The organism is Paenibacillus sp. FSL H3-0333 (assembly GCF_038002805.1).
Taxonomy (GTDB): Bacteria; Bacillota; Bacilli; order Paenibacillales; family Paenibacillaceae; genus Paenibacillus_AQ; species Paenibacillus_AQ silagei.
This window is the reverse complement of record NZ_JBBODG010000001.1, coordinates 6,211,321-6,225,096: the sequence shown is the minus strand read 5'-3', so window position 1 is coordinate 6,225,096 and position 13,776 is coordinate 6,211,321. Positions and strand designations below refer to the sequence as shown.

Below are 13,776 nucleotides of genomic sequence, written 5' to 3'. Positions count from 1 at the left end.
TCCACGTTCAGGTTATATAGTTAATAATTATATTACTCAAATAAAATTTCTACAAGCTATGATTGGCTGCAGGCCAGCTTTTCCAATTTATATCACAGACAGGCTAATCTCTGTCCGCTATGATGTGAGATGAATTAGCGATGAAACAAGGTGCTCTTGCCGGAAGCGGCAAGGGATAACAGGGAATCGGGTGCAACTCCCGAGCGGTCCCGCCACTGTATGGAAGAGCTGCACTTCATGAGGTCACTCGGGATGCCCCGGGGAAGACGAAGTCTGCGGCGCCTGTATTCCAAGCCAGGAGACCTACCTTGTCGACGCACACCACGACTCTACGCGGATAGGAGCGGTGTACGGATAGGTTAATGAGAAGAGGCGTTCTGCCCTGATGGACCGGAGGAATCTTGGAATCTTAGAGATGACACCCGGCTTACAGCTGCGGGATACAAGGGGACACGGCCCATAGTGATGGGACGATGAGAAGCACCTTGTTTCGCTTGGCAGCGGCTGCGCGCTCTATCGAACTTGCCTGCGTACATACACTCCCACCCTTTAGGGTGGGTTTTTTGGGCTTTATGATCTGTAATGGGAAATCAACAAACATGGAGGGTGACAAATGAAAAAGCACAGATGGTGGAGCTTTGCGGCACTGGTTGCCGGATTTACGGTGTACTTTATGCTGAACGAACCGGGGACGGCCCGGGCGATGCACATTATGGAAGGATTCCTGCCGGTTGGCTGGGCGGTGTTCTGGTGGGCGGCGTTTATCCCGTTCTTTGTCCTTGGAATCTTCAAGCTGAGAGCCATGACCCGGGAGAATCCGGAGCTGAAGCTGCTGCTGGGTCTGGCCGGGGCGTTTACCTTCGTACTGTCTGCGCTCAAAATGCCTTCCGTGACCGGAAGCAGCTCCCACCCCACCGGTACCGGACTAGGTGCGGTAATGCTGGGGCCGCTGCCCATGAGCGTAATCGGCTCGATTGTCCTGCTGTTTCAAGCGCTGCTGCTGGCGCACGGGGGGATTACTACGCTCGGGGCCAATGCGTTCTCGATGGCGGTGGCGGGTCCTTTTGCCGGCTATGCAGTGTATAAGCTGATGATGAAAATGCCGGACCGCGAGAAGCTGGCCTTGTTCTGTGCGGCTGCGGTGGCTGATCTGAGTACGTACGTAGTGACTTCCTTCCAACTGGCGGTGGCTTTTCCGGCGGCGGATGGCGGCGTGCTGGCATCTTTTCTCAAATTCGGGGGCATCTTTGCCGTGACGCAAATCCCGCTGGCCATCAGTGAAGGGCTGTTGACGGTACTGCTCTGGAACTGGCTGAAATCGTATAGCCCGAATGAATTGTCGCTTCTGAAACGCAAGGTGAACGGAGGAAGAGCCTAATGAGCAATAAATGGAAAAATGGGTTGATGCTGCTGGTTGTTATTCTGCTGGTCATTCTGCCGCTGCTGCTGGTTAATGGGGAATTCGGCGGGGCCGATGATGCGGCTGAAGGTGTGATTACCGAAATGAATCCTGACTATAAGCCGTGGTTCAAGCCGCTGACCGAGCTGCCGGGTGAGACGGAGAGTATGCTGTTTGCATTGCAGGCCGCGATTGGTGCCGGTGTAATCGGTTATACCCTGGGGCTGCTCAAGGGCAAGCAAGGCGGGACGAAGCAGCATAGCAGCAAGTGATCCGGCGGATTGACGTTCTCTCCTACAATAATGCTCTGCGCCAGTTGTCCCCGATGTGGAAAAGCTCGTTCGCAGCCCTGATGTTCCTGCTCTCTTACACCGTACATCCGGTACTACAGGCTGCAATTACCCTATGGATGATGTCCTGGTGTATATTGCAGGCCCGAATTCCCTTGCGTGCTTATGGCATGCTGTTCGGCACAGCGCTGCTGTTCTATGCGCTTAGCGTACCGGCGCTGCTCGTGGAATTCGGGCATCCGGCTGCGGGAGAGGCAGGGATATTCCCGCTTCCGGGACTGAACCTGCCGGTATATGTCACAGCAGCGGGACTTCAGCGGGCAGGGGAGCTGCTGGCCAGAATCTCTGCCTGCATGAGCTGTTTCTTCTTCCTGATGTTTACGACTCCGTTCAGTGAGCTTTTGCAGGTGCTGCGCAGGCTGCGGATGCCGCAGATTGTCCTGGAGCTGATGCTGATTATGTACCGCTTCTTATTCCTGCTGAGTGATGCAGCGCATGGTCTGCTACTGGCCCGCAGGCTGCGCGGAGGCCGCCGGGGCTACAAGGCCAGAATGCGGGAGACTGCGGCTATGGCAGGAGCGTTGTTCGGCAACACGATGCACCGGTATTACGGATTATCGCAGGGGCTGCTGGCCCGCGGATTCACAGATGAGATTATTCTCCCGCCTTATACGGCGCGTCCTGTGCCGCGGCGCTATACAATCCAGGCTTATGCCGGTATTGCGCTACTGCTGCTGGCTAAGGCGTACTTTATCACTAACACATGAAAGGAGTCACCCATGGATCAGGAATCTAGCTTGGCTTGTGACGGAGTGGTGTTCCATTACCCGGATACGAAGGAGCCTGCCCTGCATGAACTGACGTTCTCCATCCCCGCAGGCAGCAAGACGGCGGTGCTCGGTCATAACGGTTCGGGCAAATCGACGCTGTTCCTGCATGCCGTCGGCATTCTGCGCCCGCAGCAGGGGACGGTTGTGCAAGGAGGGAAGGCGTTATCCTACTCCAAAAAAGAGCTGGCCGCTCTGCGGCGGAAAGTGGGCCTGGTCTTCCAGGACCCCGAGCAGCAGCTGATCCTCAGCACTCCGCTGGAGGATGTGTCGTTCGGGCTGCGCGGCAGCGGCATGGCTGAACCGGCTATCGCTGCGCGCTGCCGGGAGGTCATGGAGCTGCTGAATCTATCCGGTCTGGGCGATAAACCGATTCACCAGCTTAGTCTGGGCCAGAAGAAACGCACGGCACTCGCCGGTGTACTGGCTATGGAGCCGGAGCTGATTCTATTGGATGAGCCAACCTCGTATCTGGACCCGTTATCGGAAACGCAGATGCTGAAGGGGCTTGAAGCCATACATGATAAAGGGACAACCGTAGTTATGGCTACGCATGATATGGACCTGGCCTACCGCTGGGCGGACTGGATTATTGTGCTGGAGCATGGAAGATGCCGGGCGGCGGGGACGCCGGAGGAGATTTTTGCGGGACGGGAAGAGCTATTGTCCATCGGGCTGGGACTGCCGCTGCTGGCTGACTTATGGTTCAGCCTGCCTGCCAGCTTGACCGCAGGGCAGAGCGCTCCCCGCACCGCCGGAGAATTCAAGGTGAAGCTGTATAAGCTGCTTGCGCTTAACCACAGCTATTCATGAACGGGGGAAGAAGAATGAAGAAACAAGGAAAGCTGCTGATTATCGGCTTCGGCCCCGGAGCGCTGGAGCATATTACCGGCCGCGCACTGGCTGCGCTGGATGAGAGTGAGGCGGTCATCGGCTATACCACTTATGTAGATCTGATCAGACCGCTGCTGCGGCATCAGGAGATTGTCGGCACGGGAATGACCGAGGAGGTCAGCCGGGCCCAGGAGGCCGTCCGCAGAGCAGAAGAAGGGCAGACAATTGCGGTAATCTCCAGCGGCGATGCCGGTGTCTACGGAATGGCCGGGCTGGTCTACGAGGTGCTGATCGAACGCGGCTGGAACCGCTCAGAGGGGGTACAGGTGGAGGTGATCCCGGGAATCTCGGCGATCCAGTCCTGTTCCTCGCTGCTTGGAGCGCCGATTATGCATGATTCCTGCACGATCAGCCTGAGCGATCATCTTACGCCCTGGGAGAGCATTGCTGCGCGCGTGGAAGCAGCGGGGGCGGCAGATTTCGTCATTGCGTTCTATAATCCGCGCAGCGGCAGACGGACGCGCCAGATTGAAGAAGCGCGGGGCATTCTGCTCCGTTACCGTGATCCGGCTACCCCGGTAGGCATTGTCAAAAGCGCCTATCGTGACCGCCAGCAGACGGTCATAACGACGCTGCAGGAGATGCTGGAGCATGAGATCGGCATGCTCTCAACCGTAGTGGTCGGCAACTCTGCTACCGTTGTCTATGAGGATCTTATGATTACGCCGCGCGGATATGAGCGCAAGTACAGTCTCGGGGCACAGACGCAGACGCTGAAGCCGCACGAGCGGCTGCGCACAGCCGCAGAGCCGTGGTCGCTGGCTGCGGCGGAGTCCGGGCAGGCAGAGGGGGCAGCTGGAGCTGGAGCGGCACAAGCTGTGGATGCGGGGAGAGAAGCCGCTGTTGCAGGAAGGGAAGCTGCTGTATCAGGAAGAGAAGCGGAATCAGTGAGAATGGAAGAGGCTGCTGCGCAGAGCCTGGCTGCTGCTCCGCAGGTGGAGCGGCTGCGGAGCTTGTCCGGTCGCCTGAAGGCATCAACCGATTCTTCCTTCGAGCTGGGGATTGCTCCCGTAACCGGCAGCCGCAGCTTCAGCGGCGATCAGATGAAGCTGCTGGCTGAGCTTGCAGGCAGCGATGGGCAATTGATCTATACGAAGGACGGATATTTCCTGCTGCGCGGCAGCCGGAATGAAGAGGCAGAGGCAGGAGCAAGGCTGCTGGAGGCCGGACTGAATGTAAGTACACCTGGAGATTACGTGAAGGTGAAGACCTGCGGATTCTGTGAGCTGCGCAGAAGCGGAGCGTTAAGTGCTGCTGTCCGGCTCCACACCCTGCTGCATGGAATGGCTGTGCCCAGAGAGCTGCACATCAGTGTAGCCGGCTGCGGGATGGCTTGCAGCTCCGCTGTGCTGGATGATATCGGACTGGTAATGTCGCGCGGCAGCTATGAGTTGTATCTCGGCGGCAAGAAGGCCGGGCGGGGTGCCCATGCAGGGATTTTGGTGCGTGAAGGGATGGACGAAGAGCAAGCGGTAGCCGCTGTAGCTGCCGCAGTTGAGGACTACAGGGCTCATGGCCGGGAGCAGGAGCGGTATCATGCGTTCCGGGAACGGATGGACAGCGCAACAGGGAGTGCAGCCCATACATCCGATAACGATAACAGCAAAGAAGGAGTGCAGACGATGAGAACGGTATTACTGGTGGGACACGGGAGCCGGGTTCAAGCGGGAAATGAGGAGCTGCTGGAATTCACCCGCCTGCTCGCAGCCCGTAAGCCGGAGCTGAAGGTTGAGACTTGCTTCATAGAGCTGGCCTCGCCTTCCATCGCTGGCGGAATTGCCAGATGCATTGAGGGCGGTGCGGCGGAGATATACGTAGTGCCGATTATTTTGTTCGCGGCGGGGCATTCCAAGCTCGATATTCCAATGGCCATTGATGAAGCCAAGCAGAGATATCCCGGGGTGAAGTTCATCTACGGGCGTCCGCTGGGGGTGCAGGACCGTGCCGTCGATATTCTGCTGGAGCGGATTCAGGAAGCAGAACGAGTTCCACTCCTGCAGGTGAAGGTGGCTGGCGGAATGGACCTGGACCTGCGCGGGAACGGTGCATCTACGATAGAGGATAAGGATACTATCGTGCTGCTGATGGGACGCGGGGGCAGTGACCCGGATGCCAACAGCGATCTGTATAAAATAAGCCGGCTGCTCTGGGAGAGAACAGGCTACCGCAGCGTGGAAAGCTGCTTCATTGCCATCGCCAAGCCGTCGCTGCCGGACGGGCTTGAGCGCTGTCTGGCGCTGGGTGCGCGCAGAATTATTGTTCTCCCGTACCTGTTGTTCACCGGAGTGCTAATGCAGCAGTTCGCAGAGAGAGTGGCGCAATTCGCAGCTGAGCATCCCGGGCTTGAAGTGGAGATCGGCGGCACACTGGGTGCACATCCGCTGCTGGCGGATATGCTGACAGAGCGGATCGAGGAGACGCTGGAAGGGCGTGCCTTCAGCAACTGTGATAACTGCAAATACCGCGATGCAGCCTCTTTGCACCATCACCATCATCACCATCATGGTGAGGAGGAGCACGGGGAGCATGGGCATGGACATCACGGGCATGGGCATCACTGTCATGGGAAGCATGGGCATCACGAGTGTGCGCATCACAGGCATGATGAACATGGGCACACGCATCACGCGCATGAGCATCACTGCCATGGGCAGCATGATGTAACGGAGGCGGCGGCTCCGGCAGACGATCAGGCGCTTCGTCAGCCGCGATGATCTTCATGTTATGCGGCACCAGCGATGCCCGCGAGCTGGCACAGAGCCTCCTGCGCCAAGGCCTGCCGCTGCAGGCCAGCGTGGTGACGCCCAGCGGGGCAGAACGCCTTATGGCCGCAGGCATCCGCACCCGCGTCGGCAGACTGGACCGCGCGGCGATGATCGCTTTGCTGCAAGCGGGCGGGTACCGTGCCGTGGTGGACGGCAGCCATCCTTTTGCGCTGGAGGCCCATGCTAATGCAATGGAAGCTGCTGCTGCGCTGGGGTTGCCTTACTTCCGCTACGAGCGGCAGAGCCTTATCTATAACAGCCATCCCCGGCTGTTGCTAGTGCATTCCTATGAAGAGGCTGCGCGCAAGGCTAAGGAGCTGAAGGGCTCTGTGATGCTGACTACCGGCGGCAAAACGCTGGAGATTTTTGCGGAGGAGCTGCTGGGAGATCCGGATATCCGGCTGACCGTAAGGCTGCTGCCTTGTCTGGAGAATCTGGAGAAGTGTCTGACCCTTGGGATTGAGCAGCGGAATATTATTGCGCTTCAGGGCCCTTTTAGCAGAGAGATGAATGAGGCCTTATACCGGCAGTACGGCACCCGGGTGATGATTACCAAGGAGAGCGGGGCCGAGGGCTCGGTGGATGAGAAGCTGCATGCCGCGCTGGATATGGGGTTATATGTGATTTTGATTATGCGGCCGGGGCTGTCCTTCGGGGATGGCGGAACGGTGTTTGATTCTTTTGACGAGATTACGGCTGCTGTGAAGAATGCGCTGCTAATGACGAGGGAAGAGGGATGAATGTGGATTTCGGGACAGAGTTCAAGCCGGTGACCGTACAGCCGCAGGAGATAGAGGGTCTAAGCTTTCAGATGATTACGGAGGAGCTGGGTGAACATTCGTTTAGTGCACTCGAGTACCCGATTGTACAGCGGATTATTCATGCTTCGGCTGATTTTGAGCTGGGGCGCAGCCTGGTGTTCCATCCCGGGGCGATTGAGGCGGGGATTCACGCCATTCTGCAGGGCAAGCCGATTATAGCGGATGTGCGGATGGTGGAGGCGGGCATTGCCAAGGAGCGGATTCAGCGGTACGGCGGCGAGGTCCGGGTACATATTTCAGATCCTGATGTGGTGGAGGAGGCGAAGGCGCTGGGAACCACAAGGGCGATTATCGCAACGCGCAAGGCCTGCGCACAGGCACCGGGGGGAATCTATGTCATCGGCAACGCGCCGACTGCCCTGCTGGAGCTAATCCGTCTGGTAAAAGCAGGTGCCGCCCAGCCAGGCCTCGTCATCGGCATGCCCGTTGGCTTCGTCTCAGCGGCGGAATCCAAGGATGAGCTGCGCAAGCTGGATATTCCCTACATCACCAATATCGGCCGCAAAGGGGGCAGTACAATCGTGGTCGCCGCAGTGAACGCACTAAGTCTGCTGGCCGTCCGCCGGGCGGCGGGTGAGCTGGGGTAGCTTGATCAGAGAATCAGATAGCTGAAGCGTAGGGCTGGTGAGTTGTCATATCCCGATTAAGGTACAAGTGGTATGCTTAATCGCACTCTGTACAACTAAATGCTCTGATGTACGAGTGAATAGCCATTTAGCTGTAAAACGTGCAATTAAACTTTTCTATAATCGGTGTTCTCCTTGATTTGGGCAGATATAGTTGTACAGATTACAGTTAGATGAGGAAATCCTCCCTTTTTGCGGGTTTTAAATGTACAGAATACAACTATCTCAAATTATTTACTTCTTTAGTTCTAATAGTATTCTGTACAACAGAATTCGTGATTTTATAGTTGAAATCCGGTTCTACTGTAGTTCATACACTTGATTTGTGGATAATAGCTCCAAAACACCTCCCCCGCCAAATTCTAATGTACAAAATGCAGCAGACTCACTTTTTTGGCGGATATGGGGTTCAACTAATGTACAAAGTGCAATGGATCCAGAATTTGTATAAAAATCTCCTGATTTGCTTAGAAGCAGCAGTATAATCAGGTTATATAGAGAGTAAGACAGGTTACCTGCCCAGGGCGAAAGCTCAGAGGATAAGCTTCAGCGATGTGCAGATTGTTCAGATTCTGAGGATTTATTCTTAGACCAACAGCAAAGAGGGATTGCCATGACCAAGGAAATACCCGGTCACGCCGTCAGGCAGAACCGGAGCCAAGAAAGCGGTGAGGCAGGGGCGGGGCAGGTGTGGCAAGTAGAGCAAGCGACTGGCCCCAAATTTGCAGAGGCGGCTGAACGTTTGGAGCACGCAGCCGGCTCCGAGATCGAGCAGATGGCTGGGCAGGTACAGCAGGCTATCGAACCCGGATTGCCCGGATTCGATCAGGCAACTGAGCAACCGGAGCAAGCCAGCTTCCCCGAGTTCGATCAGGCAGCCCAGCAGGTGGAGCAAGCAGACGGCCCCGAGATCGAGCAGGAGGGTGATCGTGTACAACAGTCTGCTGGGCCTGAGTTCGCACAATCGCCCGATCCCGGATCGCCCGATCACGATTCCGAAGAAGCGCCCCCTGCTCCCCAGCTGCGCAGGGGCTACACGACAGGGGCCTGTGCCGCCGCGGCAGCCGCAGGTGCGGCCACCCTGCTCATTACAGGGGAGAGCCTGCCTGCGGTAGAGATTGATCTGCCGGCCGGGTTCCGTCATACCTTTGAGCTGACTGGCTGGCAGCGTACAGGAACACACACGGCAAGCTGTGCCACTGTTAAGGATGCCGGAGACGACCCGGATGCGACGCATCTGGCGTGGATCGAGGCGGCGGTGAGCTGGCGGGATCAGGCCGGCGTGGAGATTGACGGGGGCCGCGGTGTTGGCCGGGTGACGAAGCCGGGCCTGCCGGTAGGCGTGGGAGAAGCGGCGATTAACCCGGTCCCCCGGAGGATGATTCAGGAGGCGGTAACCGCCGTGCTGGAGGAGCACGGTGCAGCGCGGGGCCTTAGGGTAGTCATCAGCGTGCCGGAAGGCGAGAGCATCGCTCTTAAGACGCTGAATCCCCGGCTGGGTATTCTGGGCGGCATTTCGATCCTGGGCACGCGGGGCGTGGTGACGCCGTTCTCCACCGAGGCCTATAAGGCCAGCGTGGTTCAGGCCATCTCGGTGGCGGCTGCGGCGGGGAACCGGCAGGTCGTGCTTACCACAGGCGGCAGCAGCGAGAAATATGCCATCGCAATGTTCACGGAGCTTCCGGAGGAAGCTTTTGTGCAGATGGGGGAATATGTAGGCTTCTCGCTGGAGCATGCGAAGGCTTACGGGATTGGGAAGGTTACCTTCGTCGGGATGGCCGGCAAATTCTCCAAGGTAGCTCAGGGGGCCATGCTGATTCACTCCAAGAACGCGCCCGTCGATTTCGGATTTCTGGCCTCCGTTGCGGCTGGTGCGGGAGCAACCCCGGAGCAGGTGCAGGAGATTGCTGCCGCCAACACAGCCTCACAGGTCGTGGATCTGATGACTGAGGCGGGGAATCACGTTTTTTTCGAGCAGCTGTGCAGGCATGCCTGTGAACAGAGTCTGGCGCATATGAACGGAGGCATGATTGTGGAAATGGTGCTCGTTACAATGAAGGGCCGGGTGCTGGGAAGGGCGGAGATTCATGGATAACCTGATTTATGTGATCGGGATCGGTGAGGATGGCACCGGCGGCCTGACACCGGATAGCTTAAGCATAGTGAACAACAGCGAGGTGCTGCTGGGCGGCGAGCGGCAATTGAATTTTTTCAGCAGGTACAGAGGGGAGAAAATCGTTCTGCAAGGCGGCCTGAAGCCTTTTACAGACAAGCTGGAGAAGGTGTGGCGTGAGCGGCGGACGGTGGTGCTGGCCTCGGGGGACCCGTTCTTTTTTGGGATTGCCGGGTATCTCGTCCGCAGGTTCGGGCCGGAGCATGTGGAGGTGATCCCCCATTATAGCAGTGTGCAGCTTGCGTTTGCACGGCTTGGGGACAGCTGGCAGGATGCGGAGCTGATCAGTCTGCACGGGCGTCCCATCCAGGGACTGGCCCAGCGTATCGACGGCAAGCATAAAATCGCCCTGCTGACAGACGAGAACAACACCCCTGCGGTCATTGCCGCTTATCTGCAGGAGTTCGGGATGATGGAATATGAGGCGTTTATCTGTGAACGGCTTGGCGGGGCGGAGGAAGTCTGCCGGTTCTGGACGCTGAAGGAGATGGTGACCAGGGAGTTCGCAGCGCTTAATGTCGTGATCCTGCGCCGTAAGCAGGAGGTCACTGCTCCTGTGCGGCGCGGCTTCGCCTATCCGGATGAGGAGTTCCGGCAGCGCAAGCCGGAGAAAGGCCTGATTACGAAGCGCGAGGTCCGCGCTCTGGTGCTGTCGGAGCTGAACCTGTCCGAGGATGCAGTCGTGTGGGACATCGGCTCCGGTTCGGGTGCGGTGGCTGCGGAATGCGCGCGGATCGCCAGACTCGGGAAGGTCTACGCGCTGGAGAAAAGTGCCGAGAACCTGCCGAATATGGCAGCGAACCGTCTGAAGTTCCGGGCGGATTTCCAGATCATTCAGGAGAAGGCACCGCAGGGCTTAGCGGCTCTGCCAGACCCGGATGCCGTCTTCATCGGCGGCAGCGGCGGGGAGCTGGCGAACATTATCGCGCACAGCGCCGCCAGACTGCGCCCGGAGGGCCGGATTGTGGTTGGGGCGATCACGGTGGAGACGCTGCATGGCAGCATGGAGGCGCTTAAGGCCGCAGGGCTGGCCTGCGAGGTGACGATGCTTCAGGCGTCGCGCGGCAAGCCGATTCTCGGCATGACCCGGTTCGACGGAATGAATCCCGTCTATGTGGTCAGCGGCCGGAGGCTTCATTAATCATCTGACAATAACGAAGGAGGAACCCGCAATGAAGACCGATGTAACTGAGCCGCGTGAGCAGGCTGCGGAGGGACAGGAAATAACGTCAGGAGAAGCGGCAGGTACGCTGTGGACAGAAGCAGCGATACAGGTTGCCAGTGCGTTATTTGACCCACTGGATGCAGAAGAGCTGGAGCTGGAGGAAAGACTGACTCCCCGGGCGCTCGGAACGTTATACGGCATAGGCGTTGGCCCCGGCGACCCGGAGCTGATTACGCTTAAGGCTTGCCGTCTGCTGCGGGAATGTCCGGTGATTGCCTACCCGGCAACCAAGAAGGGCGGCAAATCCTACGCCTATGAAATCATTGAGCTGCATGTAGACCCGCTGGACAAAATCATGCTCGGACTGGTCTTTCCGATGACGAAGGACCCGGAGCTGCTGGCCAGCGGCTGGACCCGTACGGTAGAGCTGTGCTGGGGAGAGCTGAGACAGGGGCGGGATGTGGCTTTTGTGACCGAAGGCGATCCTAATCTCTACAGTACCTTCATTCATCTGGCCCGGCTGATGCAGGAGCTGCACCCCGGTGTGCCGGTCGTCTCGGTTCCGGGAATATCCTCGGTGCTGGGCGCGGCGGCTGCGCTGGAGCAGCCCCTGGCAGACGGCAATCAGCGGGTGGGAATCATCCCGGCTACGGACGACAGGGAGGCGCTTCGAGAAGCGCTGCTGCATCATGATACGGTGGTGTTCCTTAAGGTGGCCAAGGTGCTGGATGTGGTGCTGGATGTGCTGGATGAGCTGGGCTTGTCCGGCCGCGCCTCGGTGGTGACCAAGGTCACCTCCCCCTATGAGACTGTCTGGCGCGATGCACGGGACCTGCGGGGCAAGGAAGTGGAGTACCTGAGTCTGATGGTGGTGAGCAAATGACGAATAAGCTGTTGGAGCAAAAAGTATATATTGTCGGTGCCGGACCCGGCGATCCCGAGCTAATTACGGTAAAAGGCAGCCGTATCCTGCGCTCGGCAGATCTGGTGCTGTATGCGGATTCGCTGGTCAGCGAGGAGCTGATCCGCAGCGCTAAGCCCGGTGCGCAGGTGCTTCAGAGCTCGGGCATGGATCTGGAGCAGCAGGTGGAGCTGATGACGCTTGCCGTGCAGTCCGGTAAAAGCGTAGCCCGCGTCCACACCGGAGACCCCGCCATGTACGGCGCGATTCTGGAGCAGATGTCACTGCTGAAGCTACGCGGCGTCGCTTACGAGATTGTACCGGGCGTCAGCTCGGTTTTTGCCTCTGCGGCGGCGGTGGGCGCAGAGCTGACCGTGCCGGAGCTGACGCAGACGGTCATTCTGACCCGTGCGGAAGGGCGCACACCCGTGCCGGAGCGCGAGCAGCTGCGCAAGCTGGCGGAGCATCACTGCACGGTGGCGCTGTTTCTGAGTGCATCACTGGCCGGTCATGTGAGCAGTGAATTCCTGGCCGCAGGCTGGAGCCCGGAGACCCCGGTGGCGGTCGTGAAGCGGGCCACTTGGCCGGATCAGCAGATTCTGCGGACCACGGTTGAGAAGCTGGAGGCGGACCTGCAAGGTGCTGGCATCACCATGCATGCCATGATCCTGGCCGGCTGGGCGCTGGACCCCGGGCTGACGGACCGCGATCAGCACCGCTCCAAGCTGTATGACAAGACCTTCACCCACGGCTGCCGGGAAGGAATCGGCTCCGGTGAGTAAGCGGTATGCGGTTGTTGCCATTACGCGGAGTGGCATAGAGCTGGCTGTGAAGCTCGGCGGGCGGCTTGGCGGGACTGAGGTCTTTGTCTATGCCAAGTATAGCGGAGAGCTGGAGGCGCGGAGTGGGGAAATTACTGTTTTTAACGGACCGGTCAGAGGGTTGCTGCCTAGGCTCTTCGGGAGCTATGAGGCGGTCATTCTGTTCTTCTCATTGGGGGCGGCAGTCCGGCTGACGGCTCCGCTGCTGCGGGATAAAAGAACCGATCCTGCCGTCATCGTCATCGATGAGCGCGGGGAGCATGTCATCAGCATGCTCTCCGGCCATCTCGGCGGAGCGAATAAGCTGACACTGGAGATTGCGGAGCTGCTGGGCAGCCATCCGGTGATCACCACGGCTTCGGATGTGCAGGGCACCTTCGCTGTTGATCTGCTGGGCCGGGAGTACGGCTGGCGTGCCGATAGCTTCACCTCCATGAAGGGGGTTAGTGCTGCGCTCGTTAACGGGGAGCCGGTAGCCTTTGTGCAGGAGAGCGGGGAACGTGACTGGCTGCCGCCGGGTGCTGAGGTGCCGGAGCATGTCTCTATGTTCGCAAGCAGAGCCGAGCTTCGGTATAGCAGACGCAGCTTCAGCGCAGCGATTGTGGTAAGCGACCGGGTGACGGAGGAACCAGAGGAGGACGCACCGGCAGATACTACTCTGGCCGAGTACACTGTAGTGTATCGCCCGCGCAGTCTGGTGCTTGGACTCGGCTGCAACCGCGGGACGTCTGCGGATGAGCTGGAAGCGGTGGTTCTTCACACTCTGCACGAGCTTAATTTGTCGCTCCATAGTGTGCGGAATGTGGCGACAGCCGGGATCAAGGGGGATGAAGCGGGACTCTTGGCCTTGTGCGCCAAATACAGCTGGGAGCTGGTTCTGTACACCCCGGAGCAGCTCAATACAGTAGAACTGGATCATCCGTCTGAGGTGGTATTCAGGGCAACCGGGGCTTACGGTGTCTGTGAACCTGCTGCGCTGCTGTCTTCAGGTGCACATTCGCTCCTGCAGCCTAAGCTCAAGAGCGGCAATGTGACCATCGCCGTAGCCCGGATTGTCTATCCCGGAGAGAAGGAGTGGAAGAGCGGTGAATGAG

At 58.6% G+C, this 13,776-nt stretch carries 12 protein-coding genes, 1 pseudogene and 1 riboswitch; all 13 genes and pseudogenes read left to right on the top strand.

The genetic code is table 11. From position 1 onward, the window contains the following. Positions 1-131 precede the first annotated feature (131 nt). Positions 132-325: riboswitch (cobalamin riboswitch) on the top strand. Between the two features lie 288 nt (positions 326-613). The 13 genes and pseudogenes from MHH78_RS27465 (at position 614) to MHH78_RS27410 (ending at position 13,775) form a co-directional block, all read left to right on the top strand. Continuing rightward, entirely contained in the window at positions 614-1,378 is a 765-nt protein-coding gene (locus tag MHH78_RS27465) for an energy-coupling factor ABC transporter permease (RefSeq protein WP_036722468.1), read from the top strand. Beyond that, positions 1,378-1,671 (top strand): energy-coupling factor ABC transporter substrate-binding protein, encoded by a 294-nt coding sequence (locus MHH78_RS27460; RefSeq protein WP_036722466.1) that lies wholly within the window; start codon positions 1,378-1,380, stop codon positions 1,669-1,671. The genes MHH78_RS27465 and MHH78_RS27460 overlap by 1 nt, the downstream gene beginning before the upstream one ends. Continuing rightward, positions 1,668-2,456, top strand: coding sequence for a cobalt ECF transporter T component CbiQ (gene cbiQ / locus MHH78_RS27455; protein ID WP_341169508.1), 789 nt, complete (start codon positions 1,668-1,670; stop codon positions 2,454-2,456). The genes MHH78_RS27460 and cbiQ overlap by 4 nt, the downstream gene beginning before the upstream one ends. Positions 2,457-2,468: 12 nt before the next feature. Continuing rightward, positions 2,469-3,329, top strand: a complete 861-nt coding sequence (locus MHH78_RS27450) for an energy-coupling factor ABC transporter ATP-binding protein (protein ID WP_076079753.1) — start codon at positions 2,469-2,471, stop codon at positions 3,327-3,329. A gap of 14 nt (positions 3,330-3,343) precedes the next feature. Next, a pseudogene (gene cobJ / locus MHH78_RS33995) lies at positions 3,344-4,987 on the top strand (precorrin-3B C(17)-methyltransferase); the annotation flags it as partial. Continuing rightward, the gene (locus MHH78_RS33990; RefSeq protein ID WP_445668107.1) at positions 4,964-6,124 is read left to right on the top strand and encodes a sirohydrochlorin chelatase; all 1,161 of its coding nucleotides are present in this window, start codon (positions 4,964-4,966) and stop codon (positions 6,122-6,124) included. The pseudogene cobJ and the gene MHH78_RS33990, both read left to right, overlap by 24 nt. Continuing rightward, entirely contained in the window at positions 6,121-6,915 is a 795-nt protein-coding gene (cobK, locus tag MHH78_RS27440) for a precorrin-6A reductase (RefSeq protein ID WP_341169506.1), read from the top strand. Before MHH78_RS33990 ends, cobK begins: the two co-directional genes overlap by 4 nt. A gap of 2 nt (positions 6,916-6,917) precedes the next feature. Next, complete coding sequence (locus MHH78_RS27435; protein ID WP_341169505.1) at positions 6,918-7,583, top strand: precorrin-8X methylmutase; 666 nt, start codon at positions 6,918-6,920, stop codon at positions 7,581-7,583. A 949-nt stretch (positions 7,584-8,532) separates the two neighbouring features. Beyond that, complete coding sequence (locus MHH78_RS27430) at positions 8,533-9,717, top strand: cobalt-precorrin-5B (C(1))-methyltransferase (protein WP_445668106.1); 1,185 nt, start codon at positions 8,533-8,535, stop codon at positions 9,715-9,717. Next, on the top strand, positions 9,710-10,936 hold the full coding sequence (cbiE, locus tag MHH78_RS27425) for a precorrin-6y C5,15-methyltransferase (decarboxylating) subunit CbiE (RefSeq protein ID WP_341169504.1): 1,227 nt from the start codon (positions 9,710-9,712) through the stop codon (positions 10,934-10,936). The genes MHH78_RS27430 and cbiE overlap by 8 nt, the downstream gene beginning before the upstream one ends. A 31-nt stretch (positions 10,937-10,967) precedes the next feature. Beyond that, entirely contained in the window at positions 10,968-11,843 is an 876-nt protein-coding gene (cobI, locus tag MHH78_RS27420) for a precorrin-2 C(20)-methyltransferase (RefSeq protein WP_341169503.1), read from the top strand. After that, positions 11,840-12,643, top strand: coding sequence for a precorrin-4 C(11)-methyltransferase (gene cobM, locus MHH78_RS27415; RefSeq protein WP_341169502.1), 804 nt, complete (start codon positions 11,840-11,842; stop codon positions 12,641-12,643). Before cobI ends, cobM begins: the two co-directional genes overlap by 4 nt. Beyond that, complete coding sequence (locus tag MHH78_RS27410) at positions 12,636-13,775, top strand: cobalt-precorrin 5A hydrolase (protein WP_341169501.1); 1,140 nt, start codon at positions 12,636-12,638, stop codon at positions 13,773-13,775. The genes cobM and MHH78_RS27410 overlap by 8 nt, the downstream gene beginning before the upstream one ends. Position 13,776: the final 1 nt, after the last annotated feature.